General features: G+C 58.0%; 21 protein-coding genes. 11 read left to right on the plus strand and 10 right to left on the minus strand.

Annotated features, from left to right (window positions below; genetic code table 11):
• Positions 1-6: 6 nt before the first annotated feature.
• Positions 7-501 carry an rRNA maturation RNase YbeY gene (gene ybeY, locus ABJO75_RS12960; RefSeq protein ID WP_348135651.1) on the minus strand — a complete coding sequence of 165 codons (495 nt, stop codon included), beginning with the start codon at positions 499-501 and terminating at the stop codon, positions 7-9.
• A 399-nt stretch (positions 502-900) separates the two neighbouring features.
• Here ybeY and ABJO75_RS12965 point away from each other — a divergent pair, with 399 nt between their 5' ends.
• From ABJO75_RS12965 to ABJO75_RS12990, 6 genes are all read left to right on the plus strand, one after another.
• Positions 901-4,431 carry a hypothetical protein gene (locus tag ABJO75_RS12965; protein WP_348135650.1) on the plus strand — a complete coding sequence of 1,177 codons (3,531 nt, stop codon included), beginning with the start codon at positions 901-903 and terminating at the stop codon, positions 4,429-4,431.
• A 38-nt stretch (positions 4,432-4,469) separates the two neighbouring features.
• Positions 4,470-4,919: a hypothetical protein gene (locus ABJO75_RS12970; protein ID WP_348135649.1), complete on the plus strand. Its 450-nt coding sequence runs from the start codon at positions 4,470-4,472 to the stop codon at positions 4,917-4,919.
• 303 nt (positions 4,920-5,222) lie between these two features.
• The gene (locus tag ABJO75_RS12975; RefSeq protein WP_348135648.1) at positions 5,223-6,122 is read left to right on the plus strand and encodes a sugar kinase; all 900 of its coding nucleotides are present in this window, start codon (positions 5,223-5,225) and stop codon (positions 6,120-6,122) included.
• A 73-nt stretch (positions 6,123-6,195) separates the two neighbouring features.
• Positions 6,196-6,600, plus strand: a complete 405-nt coding sequence (locus tag ABJO75_RS12980) for a PaaI family thioesterase (RefSeq protein ID WP_348135646.1) — start codon at positions 6,196-6,198, stop codon at positions 6,598-6,600.
• Positions 6,601-6,671: 71 nt separating this feature from the next.
• Positions 6,672-7,334: a DNA-3-methyladenine glycosylase I gene (locus tag ABJO75_RS12985; RefSeq protein ID WP_348135645.1), complete on the plus strand. Its 663-nt coding sequence runs from the start codon at positions 6,672-6,674 to the stop codon at positions 7,332-7,334.
• Between the two features lie 70 nt (positions 7,335-7,404).
• On the plus strand, positions 7,405-8,085 hold the full coding sequence (locus ABJO75_RS12990) for a hypothetical protein (RefSeq protein ID WP_348135644.1): 681 nt from the start codon (positions 7,405-7,407) through the stop codon (positions 8,083-8,085).
• 32 nt (positions 8,086-8,117) lie between these two features.
• On the opposite strand, the gene ABJO75_RS12995 is transcribed toward ABJO75_RS12990, so the two are convergent.
• From ABJO75_RS12995 to ABJO75_RS13010, 4 genes are all read right to left on the minus strand, one after another.
• Positions 8,118-8,516, minus strand: a complete 399-nt coding sequence (locus ABJO75_RS12995; RefSeq protein ID WP_348135643.1) for a cytochrome c — start codon at positions 8,514-8,516, stop codon at positions 8,118-8,120.
• Positions 8,517-8,530: 14 nt separating this feature from the next.
• Positions 8,531-8,935, minus strand: coding sequence for a cytochrome c (locus ABJO75_RS13000; protein ID WP_348135642.1), 405 nt, complete (start codon positions 8,933-8,935; stop codon positions 8,531-8,533).
• 146 nt (positions 8,936-9,081) lie between these two features.
• On the minus strand, positions 9,082-9,765 hold the full coding sequence (locus ABJO75_RS13005; RefSeq protein WP_348135641.1) for an ABC transporter ATP-binding protein: 684 nt from the start codon (positions 9,763-9,765) through the stop codon (positions 9,082-9,084).
• A complete protein-coding gene (locus ABJO75_RS13010; protein WP_348135640.1) occupies positions 9,758-11,044 on the minus strand; it encodes a lipoprotein-releasing ABC transporter permease subunit in 1,287 nt (428 codons plus the stop codon). Before ABJO75_RS13010 ends, ABJO75_RS13005 begins: the two co-directional genes overlap by 8 nt.
• A 145-nt stretch (positions 11,045-11,189) precedes the next feature.
• Here ABJO75_RS13010 and ABJO75_RS13015 point away from each other — a divergent pair, with 145 nt between their 5' ends.
• Entirely contained in the window at positions 11,190-12,032 is an 843-nt protein-coding gene (locus ABJO75_RS13015) for a glycosyltransferase family 2 protein (protein WP_348135639.1), read from the plus strand.
• A 43-nt stretch (positions 12,033-12,075) separates the two neighbouring features.
• On the opposite strand, the gene ABJO75_RS13020 is transcribed toward ABJO75_RS13015, so the two are convergent.
• Together ABJO75_RS13020 and proS are read right to left on the minus strand one after the other, a co-directional pair.
• Positions 12,076-12,984, minus strand: a complete 909-nt coding sequence (locus ABJO75_RS13020; RefSeq protein ID WP_348135638.1) for a glycosyltransferase family 2 protein — start codon at positions 12,982-12,984, stop codon at positions 12,076-12,078.
• Positions 12,981-14,327, minus strand: coding sequence for a proline--tRNA ligase (gene proS / locus ABJO75_RS13025; RefSeq protein ID WP_348135637.1), 1,347 nt, complete (start codon positions 14,325-14,327; stop codon positions 12,981-12,983). Before proS ends, ABJO75_RS13020 begins: the two co-directional genes overlap by 4 nt.
• Before the next feature lie 201 nt (positions 14,328-14,528).
• On the opposite strand from proS, the gene ABJO75_RS13030 reads away from it, so the two are divergent.
• The 4 genes from ABJO75_RS13030 to ABJO75_RS13045 are packed head-to-tail and all read left to right on the plus strand — an operon-like array spanning position 14,529 to position 20,102.
• Entirely contained in the window at positions 14,529-15,596 is a 1,068-nt protein-coding gene (locus ABJO75_RS13030) for an AI-2E family transporter (RefSeq protein WP_348135677.1), read from the plus strand.
• A 1-nt stretch (position 15,597) separates the two neighbouring features.
• On the plus strand, positions 15,598-16,269 hold the full coding sequence (locus ABJO75_RS13035; RefSeq protein ID WP_348135635.1) for a DnaA/Hda family protein: 672 nt from the start codon (positions 15,598-15,600) through the stop codon (positions 16,267-16,269).
• A gap of 52 nt (positions 16,270-16,321) precedes the next feature.
• The gene (locus tag ABJO75_RS13040; protein WP_348135634.1) at positions 16,322-18,508 is read left to right on the plus strand and encodes an RNA degradosome polyphosphate kinase; all 2,187 of its coding nucleotides are present in this window, start codon (positions 16,322-16,324) and stop codon (positions 18,506-18,508) included.
• A 49-nt stretch (positions 18,509-18,557) separates the two neighbouring features.
• On the plus strand, positions 18,558-20,102 hold the full coding sequence (locus tag ABJO75_RS13045) for a Ppx/GppA family phosphatase (protein WP_348135633.1): 1,545 nt from the start codon (positions 18,558-18,560) through the stop codon (positions 20,100-20,102).
• A 10-nt stretch (positions 20,103-20,112) separates the two neighbouring features.
• Here the strand turns inward: ABJO75_RS13045 and ABJO75_RS13050 are convergent, their stop codons facing one another.
• Genes ABJO75_RS13050 through ABJO75_RS13060 form a run of 3 tightly spaced genes read right to left on the minus strand, consistent with a single transcriptional unit; the run spans position 20,113 to position 22,224 of the window.
• On the minus strand, positions 20,113-20,502 hold the full coding sequence (locus tag ABJO75_RS13050; protein WP_348135631.1) for a hypothetical protein: 390 nt from the start codon (positions 20,500-20,502) through the stop codon (positions 20,113-20,115).
• A gap of 37 nt (positions 20,503-20,539) precedes the next feature.
• A complete protein-coding gene (locus tag ABJO75_RS13055) occupies positions 20,540-21,544 on the minus strand; it encodes an endonuclease/exonuclease/phosphatase family protein (RefSeq protein WP_348135630.1) in 1,005 nt (334 codons plus the stop codon).
• Entirely contained in the window at positions 21,544-22,224 is a 681-nt protein-coding gene (locus ABJO75_RS13060; RefSeq protein WP_348135629.1) for a molecular chaperone DjiA, read from the minus strand. Before ABJO75_RS13060 ends, ABJO75_RS13055 begins: the two co-directional genes overlap by 1 nt.
• Positions 22,225-22,232 lie beyond the last annotated feature (8 nt).

The following is a 22,232-nucleotide window of genomic DNA, read 5'->3' on the forward strand; positions in this document are numbered from 1 at the left end:
GGGCCCTTACGCCCCGCCCATATCCCAATAAGGGTCATCTATACCCAGTTTGGCAAGTATCGCGACTTCTCGCGCCTGCATCAAGGTGGCATCCGGGTCACGGATGTGGTCATAACCAAGAAGATGCAACACTCCATGAACGATCAGGTGTGTGACATGATCACTCATGCGTTTCCCTGCGGCATTGGCCTCGCGGGAGCAGGTATCAAATGAAATCGCGATGTCGCCAAGCTCGATATCTCCGAAAACATCCGGCTGCGGCAACTCCGGCTGCCCTCCCGCTGTGGTCGGAGCCAGGTCATTCGCAGGCCAGCTGAGAACATTTGTCGGCACCGGCTTTTCCCGGAACTCGGCATTCAACTCTGCGATCTCTGCGTCATCGGTCGCAAGTATGGCCAGTGAAACGATATCAGCGTCGAACCCCAGATAATCCAGTGTCATCCGTCCCGCAGTCTCCGCAAGCGCATCGAGGTCAAGCTCGGCCCATTGCGGGGATTTCATGTGGATCTCGATGGGCACTCGCGTCTCGCAAAATCGGTTTCAAAGTATGCTGGGTTCGGAACACGGCACGCTCTAGACCGTTTGGGTGGGTCAAGACCAGCCCTTACGTTCACCAACAACAGATCAAATTGACACGTTAGCCGACCCATGCAGCAGCGCGAACATCGATCCTGCTCGCCTGCACGCTTCGCTCGAAAGGCAGCCCGATTGCGTCACCCAGGAGGTCAAACGCAATAACAGTTGTCAGATCATGGTTTTCCGCTCTAGGTTCAGCGCAGGGTTGTATCCACGTTTGCAGTCCCCCATCAGGTTTCATGTTTGGCGCAGCAGACAAGTATTTGTAAAATTTAATTGATCTTGCCGGGGCGATCTCTGGCGAACAAAGAGGACAAGGTTCATATGGCCGGCGCGGAACTTACCACCCAGCAGATCGCATTCCTTGATCGGTTTATCCTCAAGGGCTGGTTCACCGGCAAGCAAAACAAGAAAACCACAGCAGCCTATGAACGCTATCTGAAGGTCGAGCAGGCCTTTAAAGATGCGATGTCGGCGTTGCCGGGCAAGGATCCTCGGGTCAAGGAATTGGGCGGCCGCGCCGCCGGACCGATGACAAAAAAGAACGCCGGTGATTTTGATGGGGCCGCGCAGGATCTGGCACCGCTTATCCCGCTTGCCGAAGAACTTGGGCGGACGATCTCATCCGAGCACGCACAAGCGGTCGATCAACTCAATGTCATAATGACAGGTCTGCCGGGCGACGACGCAAGGATACAATCCATTGCGTCGCGGGCGTCTGGCCCTTCAAAGCCCGCGACCGCCGCGGATATGCCCGCAGCCATGGACACGCTGAAGACGCTTGGCGAAGAAGCAACCCAACTTGGCCCGGTGCTGATCGCCGAACATGCGCAGGCGGTCAAAGAGTTTCAGGACGAAATCAAGGTGCTTCCGGCCGATGATACTCGCGTCAAGGCGATCCTGGACAAATCCACCGATCCGATCAGCAAGACAACCGCGAAAGAGAGCACCGCCGCCATCAAGGCTTTGATTGCCCTGAAACCCGAGATCGCCCAAGCAAAACTGGCAATCGCCGGCGACAAGACCAAGATTCTGGATGCGCTCGCGTTGCTGGTGGACCCCACCGGTGCGAACCCGACCGAGCAAAAAGCCATGAAAACCGAGCGCGACCGGGTGACCGCGGCCATGGCCGATAATTGGCCCGCACCCGATGATTTCGCCAAGGCACAGCGCGCGCGTGATGCGCTGGCATTGCTGATTCGCGACGCTGAGAAGATCAGCGCCCTTGCCACCAAGAGCCCCAAGGCTGCCGCCAAGGCGCGCGAATGTTTCGCGAATTTCGACACGATCATCGGTCCGCAACCGGTGACACCAGAGCGGGTCGCCAAGGTCAATGACGATATTGCGAAGGCCCTCAGGGAACAGTCGACGGCGACCTCTGAATGGCATAAGGCCAAGGCCCTGCCGGAAGGCGATGCAAAGCAGATCGCGGCGAAAGAACTCGCCGTCAAGGCCGCGGTGGCGGATTACCGTTTGGCGCTCAGGGCAGAGAAAGCCGCGAGCAAGATCAAAAACGCGATTATCGCCAAGGAAAAACTGTCTCAGTCTTTGGCATTTGGTCCTCTTGCCCCCGATGCCGGGAGACCGTTCAAGGATAGTTCTGCCGAAAAACTGATTGCGGCCTATCAGAAAGACGCACTGCTGGCCGACAGCGCGGTCGACCTCGCCCAACGCTCCAAGGACCCTGACAAGATCGCGAATGTGCTCAGCCCGATCTGCAATCTGGCGGCTCAGGGTTTCAAGTCTGGCGGCAAATCGATGAGCGAGGACAAGGCCCGGACCTACGCGCAAAGCCTGCTCAAATCCGGCGATCATATCGGGGCGGGCTTTTACACCGGGTTGGACAGTTATCTAAAATCCGGACGCCAGTTCGAGACTGGCACGCTCGGCCCGCTGCCTGGAACCTTCTCCGAGCTTGCCACTGAGCGAAGCAAGGCTCTCGGCGGCGCAATGTTGGCATCCAACGGTACGTTTGACCCAACGTCGGACAAGGCCAAGAACGCCGTCGCTGATATGATTTACAATCCGGACATCCTCAAGAACGCCACTCCTGCACTGGCGCTGCATGCCTTTGAAACCCAGAAAGCGCTTAAGAACACCGCGACGCAAAACGCCTGCGCCAACGTAGTAAACGGGATCAAGGCCCCCACGGGTCAGGCCGGAACCGGTCTTGTTTGCGAAACTTTAGGCGTCAGCCCGCCGCTGACCGACAAGGACACCCGCCAAGCCGCACTTTCCGCCTTTTTCACGCCGATGGATCAAGGCCCTGTCGGCTCCTGCTTTACCACGGCCCCTGCCCGCAGATTGCGGCTTGAAAAACCCGAAGAGGCTCTGAAGGGGTTTGCCGAGATCGCCGAAAAGGGCACGTTCACTTCGGCGACCGGTCAAAAAGTTCCGGCCGTCACCAAGTTGAACGATGGCGGCAATCCGTTGATCCAAAGCTGGGAATTCAGCATTGCCTCTGCCGCCGCCACCCAAACCGGAAGCCGGGAGCGCAAGGCGCTGCGCAAGAACCTGCTCGCCCCCAACGGTCTGGGCAAGGTCATTGATACGGTCGCAGGCACCGACGCACTCAAGAAACAGACAGCGAAATCCCAACTGACAATGGGCATCGGCGCAGATTTCAGTTTTCTGTATGATCCGACATCCGAAATCACCGATTCCAGCGATGGGTCCTCGTCCAAGGGTCGCTATCGCATTCAACCCGTCGATGCCTTTGGTGCCCCTCGGGGCAAACCAATCACGACCAAGGAACAATTCATCACCGAGATGACAGCCTCCGCGCTCAAGGCGCTGTCACTCAGCAAAACCTCTACGGAGGGTAAGGCGATCATCGCGCATATCAAATCTGATGCCTTCATCAATGCGGTCTGCCCGGGCAAATACAAACCATGGGAATTGTCCTCGGGGGGGATGGAGCTCGACCCAACCAAAGCCTTGTTCGGCGGCACCCCCCAGACAACCCAAGTCGTCGCCGCCATCCCCAACCCCAACGCACCACCAAACGAAGGGGTCCGCACCAAGGAGGTCCTTACCGGCCTGGTGGATATGGTGTCGGGGTCTCCGGACCAGTTCATCAATATCGGGACCGAAGGCATCCATTCCTTCAACGCTCTGCCCACGGCACAATGCCGTCCGGGTGAACATTCGATGCAGGATTTACACGGGCCGACGCCCACAGATACCGCTACGAACATCCAGCAAAAGGTCATCGGTCCCGGCAAGACCATTTCAGACACCACCCTGTCAGCCGAGCGCGCCGTGTATATGTATGACAAGAAGATCAACGAAATGCTGGCGAACGAGTCCGAAGATGCTATGCGTGACGAACTCACCAAGGCCGCCAAGACCGAGCGACCCACGACAGATCTGAAACCCGCAGGGATACTTGCCGCAGTCGCGCGGACAGCCAAGGAATTCGACAAAAAGCGCGCGCGCCGTGCCGCCGACAAATGGAAGGCTGACCAAAAGACACCTCAAGAAAGAGCCGACGCATGGAAGCTTGAGCAGGAGAAGAAAGGCGCAACGGTCTCAGCGACGGATCTGGCTGACAAGCTGCGCGACGAGCAGTTGGCGGTGGCAGATGAATTCCGCAAGAAACTGGCCAAGTTGGAAGAAGCTTACGAAAAGTCTACGAACGACAGCATGTTGGGCGAACTTGCCAATGATCTGGGGAGCCCGCAGGTGATGGTTGCAGATACCAATTGGGGCGACGAACGCACCCATACGTTTTTTGTCGCCATGCCCGATCCGACCACCGGCGAACTCAGGCTCTGGAAAAAGAAGGAACCGGGCGGGAAACTCACGCCTGAAGACCGCAAATGGGTCGATACGCTTTGGGACAAAACCGGATGATCATCCGCGACGAAACGATATAAGAAAGAGGACGCAGAATGGCTCAGGATCCGCAGATATTGCTTTCGTTCGATGACGAGGGTGCGGCCGTTGTGATCGTGGATGGGACCGAAGCAGGCGACCCACAGACGATGCTGGAACTGGCGCCCGGTTTGAAAGACTCGGCCAACGCGCTTCTATGCGCCCAGGCATTGAATCATCTGGCGCACGAACAGACCTATGCGGTGATAGAGGACCCGAGCGCCTTTGCCGACTGGTACAAACAGCGCCTCGCATCCGAAGATCCCAACGCCGACTGGGTTGAAGGCACGTTCCAGTTGTCAAATTATGACGCCCCCGACTTTGCTGTGATCAAGGCGCCCGAAATCGACGGCGACAGGCTGACGTTCTTTGCCGTGAACCGGCAACTTGGCGCGGTCTATGTAGTAAAGGCCAGTCTGGAAGATGGCAGCACCCTCGTCCCTGAATACGAGCCTCTGATCAGATAAAGGCATCGGACCGCGGCAGTGAAGCACGCATCCGCTTGCAGTTCGCTTTTGCCGCGCGGGCGAAAACAGCATCTTTGTGGGCCATGGAAGACAAGAATCAGTTTCATGCGGCAGACGTTCAGCTTTAAGAAACGTTCTGCGCGCCGGATCTGGGACCTGATCCACGACGCCAAATCTCAGATACATCGTATTCAAACGCTGCCGTGAACCTCGGCGTTGCAAGTACCCACACTTGTCACGCATTCTCATCCTAATAGAAGTGGTTCAGATAAACTGTCATGAATAGTTCACGGAGAATACGAAATGACCCGAATTGTTTCCATCGGCGAGTGCATGGTTGAGCTTGCGCCGTCCAGCGTCGAAGGGTCGTATCAGATCGGCTTTGCCGGAGACACCATGAACACAGCCTGGTATCTGCGCCAGCTTCTTGGCGAGGATCATCAGATTGATTATCTGAGCGCCGTCGGACAGGACGCAATCTCGGATCAGATGATCGCGTTTCTGGAGGATGCAGGGATTGGCACCGACCCTGTCCTGCGCCTGCCCGGTCTGACCGTCGGCCTCTACATGATCCAGCTGCAAGAGGGCGAACGCAGCTTTAGCTATTGGCGTGGTCAAAGTGCTGCGCGCAATCTGGCCAGCGATACAGCACATCTGGTGAGTGCACTGAACGGGGCGCAAATCGCATTCTTCTCCGGGATCACCCTCGCCATTCTATCCGACACAGACCGTACGCGCCTGCTCGACACCTTGAACGCATACCGAGCGGACGGCGGAACAGTGGTGTTCGATCCCAACTTGCGCCCGCGCCTTTGGGAGTCCGCTGACGTGATGACGGCCAGCATCATGGCTGCGGCAGAGGTCAGCGATACAGTCCTGCCCTCGCATGAGGACGAGGCGACATGGTTTGGCGATGCCGATCCCGAGGCAACGCTTGCGCGATACACGCAGGCCGGTGTGAAAACCGTGGTCGTCAAGAACGGGCCGGGAGAGATCATCATCTCGGATCATGGAAACATCAGCCGCGTGTCGCCCGTCGCCGCCCCCAAGGTCGTGGATACAACGGCCGCCGGCGATTCCTTCAACGCGGGCTACCTCGCGTCCATCCTGTCGGGAAAGTCGATAGATCAAGCCGTTGTCGATGCTGCGGCACTGGCAGGGCGGGTCATCCAGTCCCGCGGAGCACTGATGCCATGTGGCTGATGGGTCTGCACAAGGTCCGGGCCAAACGGACATCAAACGCACACCTTTGGCGTGCAAAAGGAGCCCGCAGCGCATGACACCCGAAGATGCGCAAACCATCCTGCGCGAGAATTTTGCGCCCTGGGTTCAGGCGCTTGACCTGACCGTTCTGGCATTCGATCCAGAACGCACCCAGGTGCGGATGCCATTGGGCGAGCATCTTTCGCGGGTCGGGGGAATTGTTTCCGGACAGGCGCTTGCGGCGCTGGCAGATACCACGATGGCTCTCGCCACGATTGCACACGCTCAAAAACTCAAGCCGTTTGCCACGACCGATCTGCACACGCGGTTTCTGCGCCCCGGCGTCGGCACCGCGATCCTGTGCGATGCACGTGTGGTTCGGGCCGGGCGCGCGCTGATATTTGCCGAAGCCGACATGACGGAAGAGAGCAGCGGCAAGCTGATCTCGACGGCAACGGCCACCTTTTATGCCCCATAGCATTGACAGCCACGCTTGGTATTACCGCCTTCCATCTGCCATGATCCGGTCAATTCCGGGAGAGGTGATCCATGCGCCATTTTGACGAAATTCACTCGATTGCAGCCAAACGTCATGGTGGTGCGGATGCCCTGAACGATCAACTGACCAAACCCGCGACGATCGAACAGCTTGCGCAGGTGCCTGAGGACCGCTGGCTGTCGACCCTGACCAAATGTGTCTTTCAAGCTGGGTTCAACTGGAAAGTTATTGAAAACAAATGGAACGGATTTGAAGCCGCCTTTGACGGGTTCGACGTCGGCAAATGCGCCTTCATGGATGATGACAAACTGGATTCCCTGCTGGCAAATCGTGACATTGTCAGGAATGGCCCCAAGATCTTGACCGTGCGCGACAATGCTGTGTTTCTGATGGAATTGCGCGATCAGGGTGGCCCGGGCGCAGTGTTTGGTGGCTGGCCGTCTTCTGATTATATCGGCCTGCTTGAACTCATGAAAACGCGAGGCTCGCGGCTGGGTGGCATGACCGGTCAATATGCGATGCGGTTTTGCGGGCGTGACAGTTTCATCCTGTCGCGCGATGTAACGGCCCGCCTGATCGCAGAAGGCGTCATCGACAAGCAAGCCACGTCAAAGACCGCGATGCGCGCGGTTCAGCAGGCGTTCAACACATGGATGGATCAATCCGGGAGCTCGTTGGCCGAAATCAGCCGTGTTCTGGCGATGAGCGTCTGAACGGAAAAAACCACCACCGCCGTGCGACTCACCTCTACCGCAGTCTTGATCGGCAGGCTAACGTCCGCCCATGATCCTGCGCCTGTTTCTGATCCTAGTTCTTCTCTGTTCCTGCGGTCGGCCCCTCACCGAGACCGAAGAGGCATTCATTCAGGGATTGCAGGGCGAACAACTCGACACCTCTCGCGTTCGTCTGGTCAAAGGCGCCCCGGTTGCCGCCGTCACCTTTCGCCGCAAGGCCCGCCCGCGCGTCGCCTGCCGCGAACGGATCATGCCTCCGATCAAAGAGGAAATCGTAACCAGCAAGCCTGCCGCCGTCACCTTGTTCAATCGTGTCTATTTCGTGAAAAACTGGTATCTGGACGACTTTCTGCGTGACTATCCCGAGCGCCTGTATCTCGTTGAATCGATGCTGCTTGCACATGAGATGACCCATGTCTGGCAATGGCAGAATCGCGCCCGCACAGGCTATTCGCCGATGCGCGCCGCTGCCGAGCATGGCAGCGTTGACGATCCCTATCTCTTTGATCTGGACGAAGCGCCCGATTTCCTGAGCTATGGATTTGAGCAGCAGGGCGCGATTGTCGAGGAATATGTCTGTTGTCGTGCGCTGGCGCCCGATGCCGCGCGCACCAAAAGGTTACACACAATGCTAAGCGGCGCGTTCCCGGTCTCTGATCTGCCGACGGTGCGGGAAAGTGATGTCTATCTGCCGTGGCGTGGTGCCGAGCTTGAGGGCATCTGTTCCTAGTCTGCAACGCGATTAATCAGGCCCCAAGCCCATCAGGGCACTTGGATACTCTCGAGATAGGCGAGCAATGCAGCCAGCGGACGAGGTGTTGGCGTCAGTGTGCCATCTATATCAACAGGCACTGTTTCGCCTTCCAAAAGAGAACCGAACGCGGGCATCACGTCCTTGGCCTTGCCCCGCCCATAGCCGTCAATTTGTGAAAGCACCTGTGCCTGAGGGAAAGCGCCACCGTTTCTGAACGCAATGCGGGTCAGGTCCGGCGCAACCTTGCCGCGCGCGAGTTGCTTGCCGCCCTCTCCCCGAGGACCGTGACAGACACTGCAATTCTCCGCAAACAACGCGGCCCCCTCATCAGGTTGAGGCATGATGTCAGGGGCGCAGGCCGCAAACAGGGCCACGGCTGGGGCGATACACCAGGGAAGAATCCGCATTCGGTCGTCTCCATTCAATTGATCTGAATGGACTGCAAATATCCCATGAGGTCAACTATCGGCTGGCTCGTCAGAATGGGCTGCCCACTGGGCGTCTTGTACGGCGTATCCTCGCCTTCAAAAAAGAACCCGTAAACCGGCATCGGGCTGCCATGGCTGAGCAGGGGATCGCGCCCGTCAATACGGCGTATGACGCGCTCGGTCGGAAAGGTGTCACCATTCTCCGCTTCCAGTGCGGTCAGGTTCACAGGCTTGATCACGAGAATCCCGGCCATCGGTCCCTGCCCCTTTGCCTCGACACCATGACAGGTCGCGCAATGCAGCAGGTACAAATCTTCTCCGTTCTCAAAATCCTGTGCGAATGCCGCCGCCCCAAAGGTGAGCAGCGCCGTGGTTATGAATGACTGAACAATTCGCATTTCCCGATCTCCCGGTTTTCATCTCAGGGCAGTCGTTGCGCCCGATCCGTGGACACACCTCTAGTTTGCCCAAGGGCGCACAATGCTCAATGATCCAGATCAAAGGGCGTAACCATGCGCCAGAGATTGCCGGAACGGACCTGAATTCAGGCGTCGATCAGCTTGCCATTCTCGAGCCTGAGAACCTTGTCCATGCGCGCCGCCAATTCCATGTTATGTGTGGCGATAATGGCAGCCAAGCCTGTCTCGGCCACCAACTGCATCATCGCATCAAACACCTGGTCGGATGTTGCGGGGTCAAGGTTGCCCGTGGGTTCGTCGGCCAACAAAAGGCGCGGTTCATTGGCCAGTGCGCGACAGAACGCAACACGTTGTTGCTCCCCCCCTGACATGGCTGCCGGGCGATGCCCTGCGCGGGCCGAAATCCCGACACGATCCAGCAATTGCTTGGCGCGATCCCTCGCCTCGGCATCTGCGACCCCATTCGCCAACTGAGGCAGCACGATGTTCTCCAATGCAGAGAATTCGGGAAGCAAATGGTGAAACTGATAGACAAAACCGATGTCCTGACGTCGCGCCGCCGTGCGGGCGCGGTCCGATTTGTCCGAAAGGTCAGCTCCGCCAATCCGTACGACCCCGGTATCCGCGACGTCCAGCAGGCCGGCGATGTGCAAGAGGGTCGATTTACCGGCCCCCGATGGCGCAACCAAGGCGACGGTTTCTCCCTTGTTTACTCTCAGGTCGAGCCCCTGCAAAACCTTGATCTCGGCAGGCGAGCCGGCGCCGTAGGTCTTGACCAGACCTTCCAACTGCAAAACCGCATCACTCATAGCGCAGCGCCTCAACCGGGTTCATCCGCGCAGCGCGGCGTGCCGGGAACAACGTGACAAAAAAGGACAAGCCCAGCGACAAACCGACCGCCGACAACACGTCGCTCAGGTTCAATTCCGCGGGCAGGCGATAGATACCCCGGATCGACGGGTCCCAAACGCCGCCGCCCATCACATAATTCACAAAGGAGAACAGCGGGTCGATATAGATCGCGAACAGGCATCCCAAGATCACACCCATCGCCGTGCCGATCAGCCCGGTAAATGCACCGCAAATAAAGAAAACCCGCATGATCGAGCCTTCGCTCAGCCCGATAGTGCGCAAGATGCCGATGTCGCGCCCCTTGTTCTTAACCAGCATGATCAGCCCCGAGACGATGTTCATCGCCGCGATCAAAACCAGGATCGACAGGATGATGAACATCACGTTGTCCTCGACCTCAAGCGCCCGCAGAAAGCCCCCTGCGGAGTCGCGCCATGTCCAGACCTGAGCCCGATCACCGGCAGCGCGTAGGATATCGATGGTCAGGGCATTCACCGCTTCCGGTTCCTCGACCATCACCTCCAGTTCATCCGCAACACCCTCGCGGTTGAAATAGGCCTGAGCTTCGGTAAATGGCATGTAAACGCGGGTCCGATCGATGTCATAGCGACCCGCCGAGAACACATAGACGACTTCATAGGCGTTCACCCGCGGGCTGGTGCCAAAGGCGGTCTTTACCCCGTTGGGCGAGGTCAGCTTGACCGTGTCGCCCACGCTCGCCCCGATGGCACGCGCAATGCCCGACCCGATGGCAATGCCCTCGTCCAGACGTGTGATATCACCCATCGATTGTTCGGAGTCAGCGATCCCGGGAAGGGATTCAAGGTCTTCGCGGGCGATACCGTAGATTTCGGCCCCCGAGCTGCTGTCGCGCAGGCTGATCAGAACCTGCCCCTTGATCAACGGCGCAACCCGCGTGACGCCCGGCACCTCTGCCACACGCTCGGCCCAGCCTTGGTAGTCAGAGATGGTACGATCAAGCTGCCCCTGCGGCCCTACCCGACCCACGTCATAGACCGTCACATGGGCATTGGCGCCCAGAATGGTGCCGACAAATTCAGAGCGAAACCCCGAACGCACCGAAAGCGTCGCGATCAGCGCAAAGACCGCGAGCGTGATGCCGATCAGGCTGATCCACGTCATCACGCTAACCCCGCCTTCGGCCCGGCGGGCGCGTAAATATCGCCACGCGATCATCCATTCGAAAGGGGCAAAGGGGGCGGTTGTTTTGGCCATGAAGGCTCCTGCTAGTCGTTACCGGACGGATACACTTGAAGGGGCGGTAGTCAAGCCGAGAGACGCCCACGTGGGAGTATCCAGTTGAACATGAGCGACACTCTGCGCTAGGTCTAAGCCGAAACTGCAAGAGTGGACGCTCATCTTGACTGTGATTTCTCTTACTTCGATTCCACCGCGTTTCGACCTTTTGCAATCCACGCTAGATAGTTTGGTAAAGCAGGATATCGAAATTCGGGAAATACGCGTCAACATCCCCAAGAGCTACAAGCGATTTCCAGAAGGCAGCTTTTCGCTGCCCATAACTCCGGAAGGCGTCAAGGTCGTCGAAGTTGAGCATGACCTTGGGCCCGCAACCAAACTCTTGCCAGCCCTCAACGATTGCCGGAGCATGGACGAAGCCATTATCTACTGTGATGACGACCGAACAGTATCCGAAAAATGGGCCAGAAACTTGATCGATGCTGCACATAAGCATCCCAAGCATTGTATCGCCAACTCCGGTTGGGACATTGTGAACTTGGGTTTCGCCCCAAAATATGACGCCAGATTTTCCAAGAGAGCCATCCAACTCTCGTCTCGCTGGGATCTATCGTACCGCGCCCAACGGTTAGAGCAGAAAATTCATGAGTTCAGACTGGGGCAAAAACTCCCAAAGCCATATAGAACGCGGAACTATCGCCGCACAGGCTATATCGACATAATGGAAGGGTGCGGCGGGGTTTTGGTTAGGCCGAGCTTCTTTTCATCTGACGTATTTTCCGTTCCAGAGAAGTTGTGGATGGTGGATGATATCTGGCTTTCGGGAATGGCCGCCCACAATGGAATCCCAATTCTCGCCAACAATGGATATATGCCCAGAGAACTTGCCAATGCGATGGATGATGCGCTTTGCGACAGTACGATCGAAGGATTGAATCGCCAGCAGGCGAACGTGGAGTGCGTTCGATTCATGCAGCGCGAGTATGGCATCTGGGAAACCGAATAGAGCCCCTCGCTTTATCGGCACTCAACATCCAGCGCTGATCAGCTTATTCTGAGAGGTTATCCCAACTGCGCCACGGCTGCATCTGGCGCAAGAGCGTCTTGAAAAAGCTGTGCCGGGCGGCCCGACGCACGGCAGGTTTCTTCAGATTTGCCCAATAGATTGCCCAGGACACATGCAGCGGCAGTTGTCCGACCTTGACCCAATTCAGACACTCCTCGTCCGAATAAACCGACAGATCCAAAAATGGGCTGTAGTTCTTGCGCCAGACCCGCGCCACCTCGGACCCTGTGCCCAAAATATCGGCCGACAGCCCCCCGCGGCGAAACACTGCGATGGGCACTGGAACGGCACTGCCCTTTAACCCCTGCATGAAAATCCGAAGGGTCATGTCGTAATCCGCAACGATCTTGAATTGGAGGTCATGCCCGCCGAGTTTCTGGAATACCTCGCGACGGATCAGTGTGGAATTGTGGCAAAACGGAATGCTGCGCAATATGCTCTTTGTTGTTATTCGCCGAGCCTGAAACGTACTGCCATCCGTGTTCACGTATGTTGTTTGACCATACGCGTAATCGGGATGTTCCTTGGCCAGTTGTTGCTGCGCCAACGCGAGCGAATCCTGACGTTCGATCAGATCGTCCGAATTTAAAAAGATCACATAGTCGCCCCGGCTGGCATCCACGGCTTTGTTCATTGCGTCATACAGGCCGCTGTCCGGCTCGCTGTGAAACCGGACCGGAACCGGGGCGCCAGCCGCGCGCAGCTCTTCGATCTTCTGCTCGATCAACGCCTGCGTGCCGTCGTTGGACGCCCCATCCCAGATGACATGCTCAAGCCCAGTCGCCGTTTGGCCCTGAACGCAATCCATGACTTCCAGTATGGTCTGTTGCCGCCCCGCCTCAATCAGGTTCCGCGTGACCGTGATAACCGAGATTGAGGGCGCGTCAGTCATGAGGGAATTGTCTTGCCGTAGATCGCCGCGACCTTTTCGATTGCGGCCTCGGGGCTCAGTTCTTCGCTTTCGCCCGTGCGACGGCTTGTCAGTTCGACAACACCATTCTTGAGGCCGCGCGGTCCGACTGTAATCCGCCAAGGCAGGCCGATCAGGTCCATCGTCGCGAATTTGCCCCCTGCCCGTTCCTTGCGATCGTCATACAGCGGCTCAAGCCCGATTGCGGTCAGCGCGGCATACAGCGCCTCGCAGGCGGCATCGGCCTCGGTGTCGCCTTGCTTCAGGTTCACGATACCACAGTGGAACGGGGTCACGCCTTCCGGCCAGATAATACCATTGTCGTCGTGGCTGGCCTCGATGATGGCCCCCAACAGGCGCGAGACACCAATGCCGTGGCTGCCCATGTGGACCGGCACTGACTTGCCCTCGGCGTTCTGCACGGTCGCGCCCAAAGCCTCTGAATATTTGGTGCCGAAATAGAAAATCTGACCCACTTCGATGCCCCGTGCGCTACGGCGACGCGCTTCGGGCACCTCGTTGAACAGGGCCTCATCGTGTGTTTCGTCGGTGCGCGCATAGCGACCGGTGAATTCTTCGAGAACCGCCTGACATTGCTCGACATTGTCATAGTCGATTTCGCGATTGCCAAATTTCAGGTCGGTGATCTCGCTGTCATAGAACACTTCGGATTCGCCGGTGTCGGCCAGCACCAGAAACTCGTGCGTATAATCTCCGCCAATTGGGCCGCCATCCGCGCGCATCGGAATCGCCTGCAACCCCATCCGCTCGTAGCTGCGCAGATAGGTCACCAAATGCCGGTTGTAAGCGTGCAGCGCGTCTTCCTTGGTGACGTCAAAGTTATAGCCATCCTTCATCAGGAATTCGCGTCCACGCATCACGCCGAACCGAGGACGGATTTCGTCACGGAATTTCCACTGGATGTGATAGAGCGTCATCGGCAGGTCTTTGTAACTGCTGACATGGCTGCGGAAAATGTCAGTAATCAGTTCTTCGTTGGTCGGCCCATAGAGCATATCGCGCCCGTGACGGTCGGTAATGCGAAGCATTTCCTCGCCATAGTCGTCATACCGCCCGCTCTCGCGCCAAAGATCGGCGGATTGCAGCGTCGGCATCAACATCGGGATGTGACCCGCGCGCACCTGTTCTTCGTGAACGATGTTCTCGATGTTCTTCAACACCTTGTAGCCCAGTGGCAGCCACGAATAGATACCGGCCTGAGCTTGCTTGATCATCCCGGCCCGCAGCATCAGCCGATGGCTGACGATTTGTGCTTCGGAAGGGTTTTCCTTGAGGACAGGCAGAAAATAGCGGGACAGGCGCATGTGCGGTCTCTTTGTAAAAAGATGTTTTCAGCGGTCTATGCGAAAGCGCGGCCTCAGGCAATCGACCAATGTACAGCGTCGATCTTGTCGGCCCTCGGATATGCTCACCCAATTGGCGCCTCGGCATGGTGACCCATGCGCCCCCTTGAAACCGGGCGGACTATGGGCGATGTGATACGCTTACAGCAACTTGGGTCACACATGACATTGCCGGTCAGAGATCAACTGAAATATTGGGGTGTCGTCACGGCGATTTTTGCCGTCGTCCTCTGGTTTCTTGGCGATGTGCTGCTTCCGTTCGTGATCGGAAGTGCCATTGCGTATTTCATCGACCCGGTTGCGGATCGACTGGAACGCGCCGGGTTGTCGCGGATCGCGGCGACCGCCGTCATCACCATCGTTGCCATCCTGCTTGCGGTCCTGATCGGGTTGCTGGTCATTCCGACGTTGATTTCGCAGTCGATCGACCTGATCAACATCATGCCGCAGCTCTTTCAGGATCTGCAGAGTTTCATCGCCAAGCATTTCCCGTCTCTTCTGGTCGAAGGTTCCAGTGCGCGCGAAACGCTGAACACGATCGGCGAAGCGATCAAGGAACGTGGCCCCGCTTTGATCGAAACCGCTCTTGGCTCGGCGCTGTCGGTTCTGAATATCGTGGTCCTGCTTATCGTCGTGCCGGTGGTGTCAGTATACATGCTGCTGGACTGGGATCGGATGATAGCGCGGATCGATGAACTGCTCCCGCGCGACCACGCGCCGGTCATCCGCCAACTGGCGAAAGATATCGACGACACGCTCGCCTCGTTCATTCGCGGCATGGGGACAGTCAGCCTGATCCTCGGCGCATATTATGCAATCGCGCTGATGCTCGTCGGGCTGAATTTCGGCCTTGTCGTTGGCGTCATTGCAGGTCTGGTCACGTTCATTCCCTATCTGGGCGCGCTGATCGGTGGCTCACTTGCCATCGGGCTGGCCCTGTTCCAGTTCTGGGGAGATTGGACGTCGATCGGCCTTGTCACTGCGGTCTTTGCGATCGGGCAAGTTGTCGAAGGCAACTTTCTGACACCAAAACTGGTTGGTGGCTCCATCGGGCTGCATCCGGTCTGGCTGCTTCTCGCCCTTTCTGTATTCGGCGCCCTTTTCGGGTTTGTCGGCATGCTGGTCGCCGTTCCTGTTGCCGCCGCCATCGGCGTCGTGACCCGGTTCGGCGTGGAACAATACCTGCAAAGTCGTCTTTATCGCGGTCAGTCCGATCAGGACACAGAGTAACATGGCCGAACAGTTAAGTTTTGATTTGCCAGCCAAGCCGGTTCTGGGGCGAGACGACTTTTTTGTTTCGCCCGAAAACGCGATGGCCGTTACGATGATCGATGCCGCCGAGCGTTGGCCCAATGGCAAACTCATCCTGTCGGGGCCTGCTGGTGCGGGCAAAACCCACCTGACTCATGTCTGGGCCGCAACAAACGACGCACGCATCGTTTCTGCCGCACATTTGCCATCGCTCGATGTTCCAACGCTTGCAGAGCACCCGATCGCGGTCGAGGACGTGGCTGCAATCTCGTCTGATGCGGATGCCCAGCAAGCACTGTTTCATCTGCACAACCTGATTCTTGCGCAGGGACACCAATTGCTGATGACAGGCAGAGGCGCACCGAATCTCTGGTCTCTCAGCCTGCCCGACCTGCAAAGCCGGATCGACGGCACCACCCATATCAGCTTGCTCGCGCCCGATGACACATTGCTGGCAGCGGTCTTGGCCAAACTGTTTGCAGACCGGCAGATCACACCGAAACCAGATGTCATTCCATTTCTTCTGTCGCGCATGGACCGTTCATTTCGTGCCGCCGAAGACATCGTAAGCCGATTGGACAAGGCAGCCCTGTCCCGGCATCACACGCTCTCGCGGCGGCTGGCATCCGAGTTGCTTGGCGGTCAGGAATAGAATGGCTAGGATCGACACAAATTTGTCACTCAACACGCATAGCGACAGCCACATGACAAACGCCAACTTTCTCGACTCCCCCTTTCCCGAAGCGGTTGAACTGCCGGATTTCGACATCACGGGACCGGAACGGTTTCACAATCGCGAGCTCAGCTGGCTTGCCTTTAACTGGCGGGTTCTGGAAGAAGCTGAAAACCCTCGGGTTCCGCTGCTGGAGAGGCTGCGGTTCCTTTCGATCTCAGCCAAGAACCTCGAAGAGTTCTATACCGTTCGCGTCGCAGGTCTGCGTGAACTCGCCCATGCCGGAAATACGACACCCGCCGCCGACGGGCTGACGCCGGCGGAACAGCTTGTCCTGATCAACGAAGACGCCCGCAAGCTGATGCAATCACAGCAACGGGTACTAACCTCACTGGAACCCGCGCTGGAAGACGCGGGGATCTATGTCGTGACCCGCGAAGAGCTGACCAAGGACGACAAGAAGTTCCTTGCCGATGCCTTCCTGCACCGGGTCTTTCCGGTTCTCTCGCCGCTTGCGATTGACCCGGCACACCCCTTCCCCTTTATTCCGAACACCGGCTTTTGCCTTGCTCTGCAATTGGAGAGAACGCGGGACAAGCGCGAGTTGCAGGCGCTGTTGCCAATTCCGCATCAGATCGGCCGTTTCATGGCGCTGCCCTCAGAGGCAGGTCAGCAAAGGTTCCTGCTGCTTGAAGAACTGCTTCTCGAACACATCGGCAGCCTGTTTCCGGGCTACAAGTTGAAAACCCATTTTGAATTCCGGGTCCTGCGCGACAGTGATCTGGAGGTCGAGGAAGAGGCCGAAGATCTCGTGCGCGAGTTCGAGGTCGCCCTCAAACGCCGCCGCCGAGGCGAAGTCGTGCGCATGACCCACTCTGCCGGCGCGCCCGAGCAGCTCAAATCGACAGTGATGAGCGAACTGGGCGTCGATACAGCCGAAGTCGTTGAGGTCGACGGGATGATCGGTATTTCTGATCTGGATAAACTCGTCCTCGACAGCCGGCCCGACCTGCTATGGCCATCCTTCAATCCACGGGTCCCCGAGCGGGTCTCGGACCACGAAGGCGATATGTTCGCGGCCATTCGGCAAAAGGACATGCTGCTTCACCACCCTTACGAAACCTTTGACATGGTGGTGCGGTTCCTGATGCAGGCGGCGCGGGATCCGGACGTCGTCGCGATCAAGCAGACCCTGTACCGCACATCCAAAAACTCACCGATCGTAGACGCATTGTGCGAGGCCGCAGAAGACGGGAAATCGGTGACCGCTCTTGTCGAACTCAAGGCGCGATTCGACGAAGCCGCCAACATTCGCCAATCCCGGCGTCTGGAGCGGGCGGGCGCCCATGTGGTTTATGGATTTCTTGATCTTAAGACACATGCCAAGATCAGCACCGTGGTGCGCCGCGAAGGCGAAAGCCTTGTCACCTATACCCACTATGGCACCGGGAACTATCACCCAATCACCGCCCGCATCTATACCGACCTGTCGCTGTTCACCTGTGATACCGCATTGGGACGCGACGCGACCAAGGTGTTCAACTTTCTCTCCGGCTATGCGCCACCTGACCAGCTCGAAAACCTCTCGATTTCGCCGCTGTCGCTGAAACAGCGCCTCCTCGATATGATCGAGGCCGAAATCGAACATGCCAAGGCCGGCCGGCGCGCAGAGATCTGGGCCAAGATGAATTCGCTCATCGACAGCGAAGTCATCGATGCGCTGTACCGTGCCAGCCAGAGCGGCGTGAAGATCAGCCTTGTCATTCGTGGCATCTGCGGCGTGCGTCCCGGTATCAAGGGATTGTCAGAAAACATCCGTGTGAAATCGATCATCGGTCGCTTTCTAGAGCATTCGCGCATCGTCTGTTTTGGAAATGGCCACGGATTGCCCAGCAAAAAGGCCCGTGTGTTCATCTCGTCCGCCGACTGGATGGGCCGGAACCTCAACCGTCGCGTCGAAACGCTGGTCGAGATTCTGAACCCGACGGTAAAGGCGCAAATCGTCAGCCAGGTCATGGCCGCCAACCTCGCGGACGTCGCACAGTCCTGGATCATGGGGCCGGATGGTGGCTCGACGCGGGCAACCCTTACCGAAGGGGAATTTGCCTTTAATTGCCACCGGTTCTTCATGGAAAACCCGTCGCTGTCCGGTCGCGGTTCTGCCGGCGCCTCTGACGTACCAAAATTGACGCATACAGACGAGGCGACGGGGAATTGACGCATCCGACCCGATCCCCCATCCTGACCACGGATGAGCCGGGGGAAGCATGAATACCGAGAACGCCGCAGTCAGCCCCGAATGGGATCCCTTTGGCGGCCCGCTGTTTGACAGCCCCAGTGCCCGGGCCTTGTCGCGTGTGGGCGTCGTTGATGTTGGATCGAACTCTGTCCGCCTCGTAGTGTTTGACGGAGCGGCACGCAGCCCGGCCTATTTCTATAACGAGAAAATCATGTGCGGTCTCGGCGCGGGGCTATCGCAATCCGGTCGTCTCAACCCCGAGGGGCGCGCACGCGCACTGGACGCCATTCAGCGGTTTCAGCATCTTGCACGCGGGATGAACCTGCCTCCGCTCACCGCCGTGGCCACCGCTGCGGTGCGTGATGCCGAGGACGGTCCAGCGTTCTGCGATCAGGTGCAACAGGATACCGGCCTCAAGATCTGGGTGATCGATGGCGAGGAAGAGGCCCGCCTGTCGGCGCAAGGCGTCCTTCTGGGATGGCCCGGTTCTTATGGGCTGGTCTGTGACATCGGTGGGTCCAGCATGGAGCTCGCCGAGATTGCGGGCGGACGCGTTGGCAAGCGGGTTACATCCGCCCTTGGTCCGCTTAAGCTTGCAAGCATCAAAGGCGGACGGGCTGGTCGCAAAGCCCACATCAAAGATGTCATGTCCCAGCTAATGGACAAGATGGGGCCACAGCCTGACCGATTGTTCCTGGTTGGCGGCAGCTGGCGGGCGATCGCGCGGATCGACATGCTGCGCCGCGACTATCCGCTGCATGTGCTCCATGAATACCGCATGCGGCCAAAGGACGTGCGCGCCACCGTCAAGTTCATCGAAAAGAACGACCCGGACTGGCTGCGGAGCAATGCCAACGTATCGTCGGCCCGCATGGCGCTGGTGCCGATGGCGGCGGATGTGCTGTCGCGGCTGGTGAACAATTTCAAACCCAAGGATATCGCGGTCTCAAGCTATGGCATCCGCGAAGGGCTGCTCTATGAGCAAATGCCGCAACGCCTGCGCGACCGGGATCCCTTGATCGAGGCATGCCATTTCGCCGAAGCCAAGGATGCGCGATTTCCGGGCTTTGGCAATACCCTCTTCAATTTCATCATGCCCCTGTTCAAATCGGCAACCTCGTCACGCAAGCGGATCGTCAAGGCCGCCTGCCTCTTGCACGATGTCAGCTGGCGTGCGCATCCAGATTACCGCGCCGAGATTTGTTTTGACAACGCCACCCGCGCTAACCTTGGTGGACTCAAGCATTCAGAACGGGTGTTTCTGGGTCTCGCCCTGATGCACCGCTATCGCAACAAGCGCGAAGGCACACGATTCGAGGAAATGTTCGACCTTCTTGATGAAACCGCCCAGCTTCAGGCCGAGATCGTCGGCAAGGCCATGCGCTTTGGTGCGATGCTCCTTATACAGGAAGGCGAATCGATCAGCAGCCTGAAATGGTACCCCAAGCGGCGACTTCTGGAATTTCGCCTATCCAAGGACACGCGGGACTTGTTCGGCGAAGTTGCCGAAGCGCGTCTACAATCGCTGGTCTCGTCGCTTTCAGCCGAATTGAAGATCATCAATATTCCCTGACCATTAGGAATCAGAGGTCGGTCTGTCCCTGCGGCGGCAGCTCTGGAACCGGCACAGGCTCGGCCTCTGGCTTTGGTTCCGGTCTGATTTTCTTACGAATGATGATGTCGCCATTTGGCAGGATTTCCGGCGGATGATAGGAGGCCCAGTCCTTTACATCATCGAGCATCTCGCCAAACGCCGGCCCCATTTCTTCCAGAAAACTGAACAGGGCGGGACCATAGTCGTCTGCCAATTCGCGCATCTGCTTCAGCGCCGGAGACATTTCTTCCCGCAGACCTTCAAACAGCAGCTCCATGCCTCGCTCCATCAGGTCCTTGCCTTCCTCCTCCTCGCTCTGAGCAGTGATAGGTGTGGCGGACAGGATACCGACAAGGGCAAGCGGGACAATATGTTTCATAGGTTCAATATAGACCGCGTGCCCGCGCGTTCAAAGCTCAGATATCAATATCCAGCGAGACCGGGAAATGATCGGACGCGAGCAGAAGTGCCTCACACAATTCGCTCAATTCCCAGCAATGGGCGTCATCAAAAGGATGCCAGATTCGCCACGCGGGTCGGTGCGACATGAGATCGGGTGAAACCATGATGTAATCCAACAGCGCCTGAAGATAGCGATCCCCCTTATGCATCTTGAAACGGGCGGTCGTTGGGTGCGCGCCCAACCGACGTTCTAACGCGCGTCGTGCGTGCGGGTCATAGAGGTCATCGCCCAGCACGATTTCAACCGACGAGCGGCCAAACAGGTGTTCATATTCGTCCAGACCGGGGCCATCGTTCAGATCGCCCATCAGCATCACCGAAGCGCCCTGTGCAATATGCTGGTCAATCCGCCGCCTCAGCCAGATGGCCTGCGCGAGTTGCTTGCGCCGGTTCGCGATCGACAGGCGCATCGCCGCATCCCGGTTTCGCGCCCCGTGCGGTGCCTTGGATTTCAGATGCGCCCCGATCATGCGCAGCGCAGTGCCCTGCCTGGTCTTGACCTCCAGTTCCAGCGGCGGTTTTGAAAACCGAACCTGATCCTCAGTCGCGTCGACATCCAGATCGATGCGAAAGCTGCTGTCAAACCTTGGCGCTTCGGGATCGCCAACGCTGTGACCGACCGGGTCATGCCGCGCGGTCACAACCTCGGGATCATAGAGTAGGGCAATTTCCTGATGGGTATCGTTTGCGAACCCCATGATGGCGGCATTTGTCCGCAAATCAAAGGCGCTGGCAAAGTTCTTGAGGGCGCGCACTGTATTTTGGTTTCGCCCGGTGTTGGGCGCCTCAATGATCATCACCGCATCCGCGTTCAGTGCCGAAAACACCTTGCCAAGCGCTTCGGCCTGCTGTGCACGGGTCACGTCCCGCCGTCCGGACCAGCCGTCATCGATGATCAAATGGTCGTCGCTGTCGAACAGATTGGCAAACCACTCTACATTGTAGGTTGCCAGACGCATCAGGCCGTTGCGCCGTTGATATCTTCCCACGCGCGGTTGATGTCGATCATCCGCTTTTCAGCGAGCTTGATCGCCTCTTTCGGCACCCCGCGCGCCACCATCCGGTCGGGATGGTTTTCGCGGATCAACTCACGCCACGCCTTGCGGATTTCGGCCATCGGCATTTCGGGCGTGACGCCCAGCACGGAATAGGGATCGGCCTGCGCGTCCGGTACGAACCGTGCGCGCATCGCTTTGAACTGCGCATCGGGAATGTTGAAAATTCCGGCAACGTCCTGAAGAAACTCGTTCTCGCCGGGATGATAAAACCCGTCGGCCATGGCGATATGAAACAGCCCTTCCAACAGGTCCGTCAGGGTTTCCGGATCGTCGGAAAACATTTTGCCGATTCGTTGCGCATATTCGCGGTATCCCGCAACATCCGTGCGCGCCAGATTGAACACGCGCGCCGCGCCGGCCTCTTCTTCCTCGCCGATCCGAAAGACCTCGCGGAATGCAGTCACCTCATCGCGGGTCACCTGCCCGTCCGCCTTGGCCATTTTGGCCCCCAAGGCAATGACAGCAATGGCAAAAGCAACGCTGCGCTCGGGCCTCGTGCGCAGGCGGTCAAACACCGCCGTCAGGCTCTCGCCATTGGTCAGCGCAGCCAGCGCGTCGGTTATGCGGGTCCAGATCGACATTCGATCAG

The organism is Sedimentitalea sp. (genome assembly GCF_039973035.1).
Lineage (GTDB): Bacteria > Pseudomonadota > Alphaproteobacteria > Rhodobacterales > Rhodobacteraceae > Sedimentitalea.

Coding starts and splice junctions, on each gene's coding strand:
- ybeY (WP_348135651.1), bottom strand. CDS start 501: ATGAAATCCCCGCAATGGGCCGAGCTTGACCTCGATGCGCTTGCGGAG.
- ABJO75_RS12965 (WP_348135650.1), top strand. CDS start 901: ATGGCCGGCGCGGAACTTACCACCCAGCAGATCGCATTCCTTGATCGG.
- ABJO75_RS12970 (WP_348135649.1), top strand. CDS start 4,470: ATGGCTCAGGATCCGCAGATATTGCTTTCGTTCGATGACGAGGGTGCG.
- ABJO75_RS12975 (WP_348135648.1), top strand. CDS start 5,223: ATGACCCGAATTGTTTCCATCGGCGAGTGCATGGTTGAGCTTGCGCCG.
- ABJO75_RS12980 (WP_348135646.1), top strand. CDS start 6,196: ATGACACCCGAAGATGCGCAAACCATCCTGCGCGAGAATTTTGCGCCC.
- ABJO75_RS12985 (WP_348135645.1), top strand. CDS start 6,672: ATGCGCCATTTTGACGAAATTCACTCGATTGCAGCCAAACGTCATGGT.
- ABJO75_RS12990 (WP_348135644.1), top strand. CDS start 7,405: ATGATCCTGCGCCTGTTTCTGATCCTAGTTCTTCTCTGTTCCTGCGGT.
- ABJO75_RS12995 (WP_348135643.1), bottom strand. CDS start 8,516: ATGCGGATTCTTCCCTGGTGTATCGCCCCAGCCGTGGCCCTGTTTGCG.
- ABJO75_RS13000 (WP_348135642.1), bottom strand. CDS start 8,935: ATGCGAATTGTTCAGTCATTCATAACCACGGCGCTGCTCACCTTTGGG.
- ABJO75_RS13005 (WP_348135641.1), bottom strand. CDS start 9,765: ATGAGTGATGCGGTTTTGCAGTTGGAAGGTCTGGTCAAGACCTACGGC.
- ABJO75_RS13010 (WP_348135640.1), bottom strand. CDS start 11,044: ATGGCCAAAACAACCGCCCCCTTTGCCCCTTTCGAATGGATGATCGCG.
- ABJO75_RS13020 (WP_348135638.1), bottom strand. CDS start 12,984: ATGACTGACGCGCCCTCAATCTCGGTTATCACGGTCACGCGGAACCTG.
- proS (WP_348135637.1), bottom strand. CDS start 14,327: ATGCGCCTGTCCCGCTATTTTCTGCCTGTCCTCAAGGAAAACCCTTCC.
- ABJO75_RS13030 (WP_348135677.1), top strand. CDS start 14,529: ATGACATTGCCGGTCAGAGATCAACTGAAATATTGGGGTGTCGTCACG.
- ABJO75_RS13035 (WP_348135635.1), top strand. CDS start 15,598: ATGGCCGAACAGTTAAGTTTTGATTTGCCAGCCAAGCCGGTTCTGGGG.
- ABJO75_RS13040 (WP_348135634.1), top strand. CDS start 16,322: ATGACAAACGCCAACTTTCTCGACTCCCCCTTTCCCGAAGCGGTTGAA.
- ABJO75_RS13045 (WP_348135633.1), top strand. CDS start 18,558: ATGAATACCGAGAACGCCGCAGTCAGCCCCGAATGGGATCCCTTTGGC.
- ABJO75_RS13050 (WP_348135631.1), bottom strand. CDS start 20,502: ATGAAACATATTGTCCCGCTTGCCCTTGTCGGTATCCTGTCCGCCACA.
- ABJO75_RS13055 (WP_348135630.1), bottom strand. CDS start 21,544: ATGCGTCTGGCAACCTACAATGTAGAGTGGTTTGCCAATCTGTTCGAC.
- ABJO75_RS13060 (WP_348135629.1), bottom strand. CDS start 22,224: ATGTCGATCTGGACCCGCATAACCGACGCGCTGGCTGCGCTGACCAAT.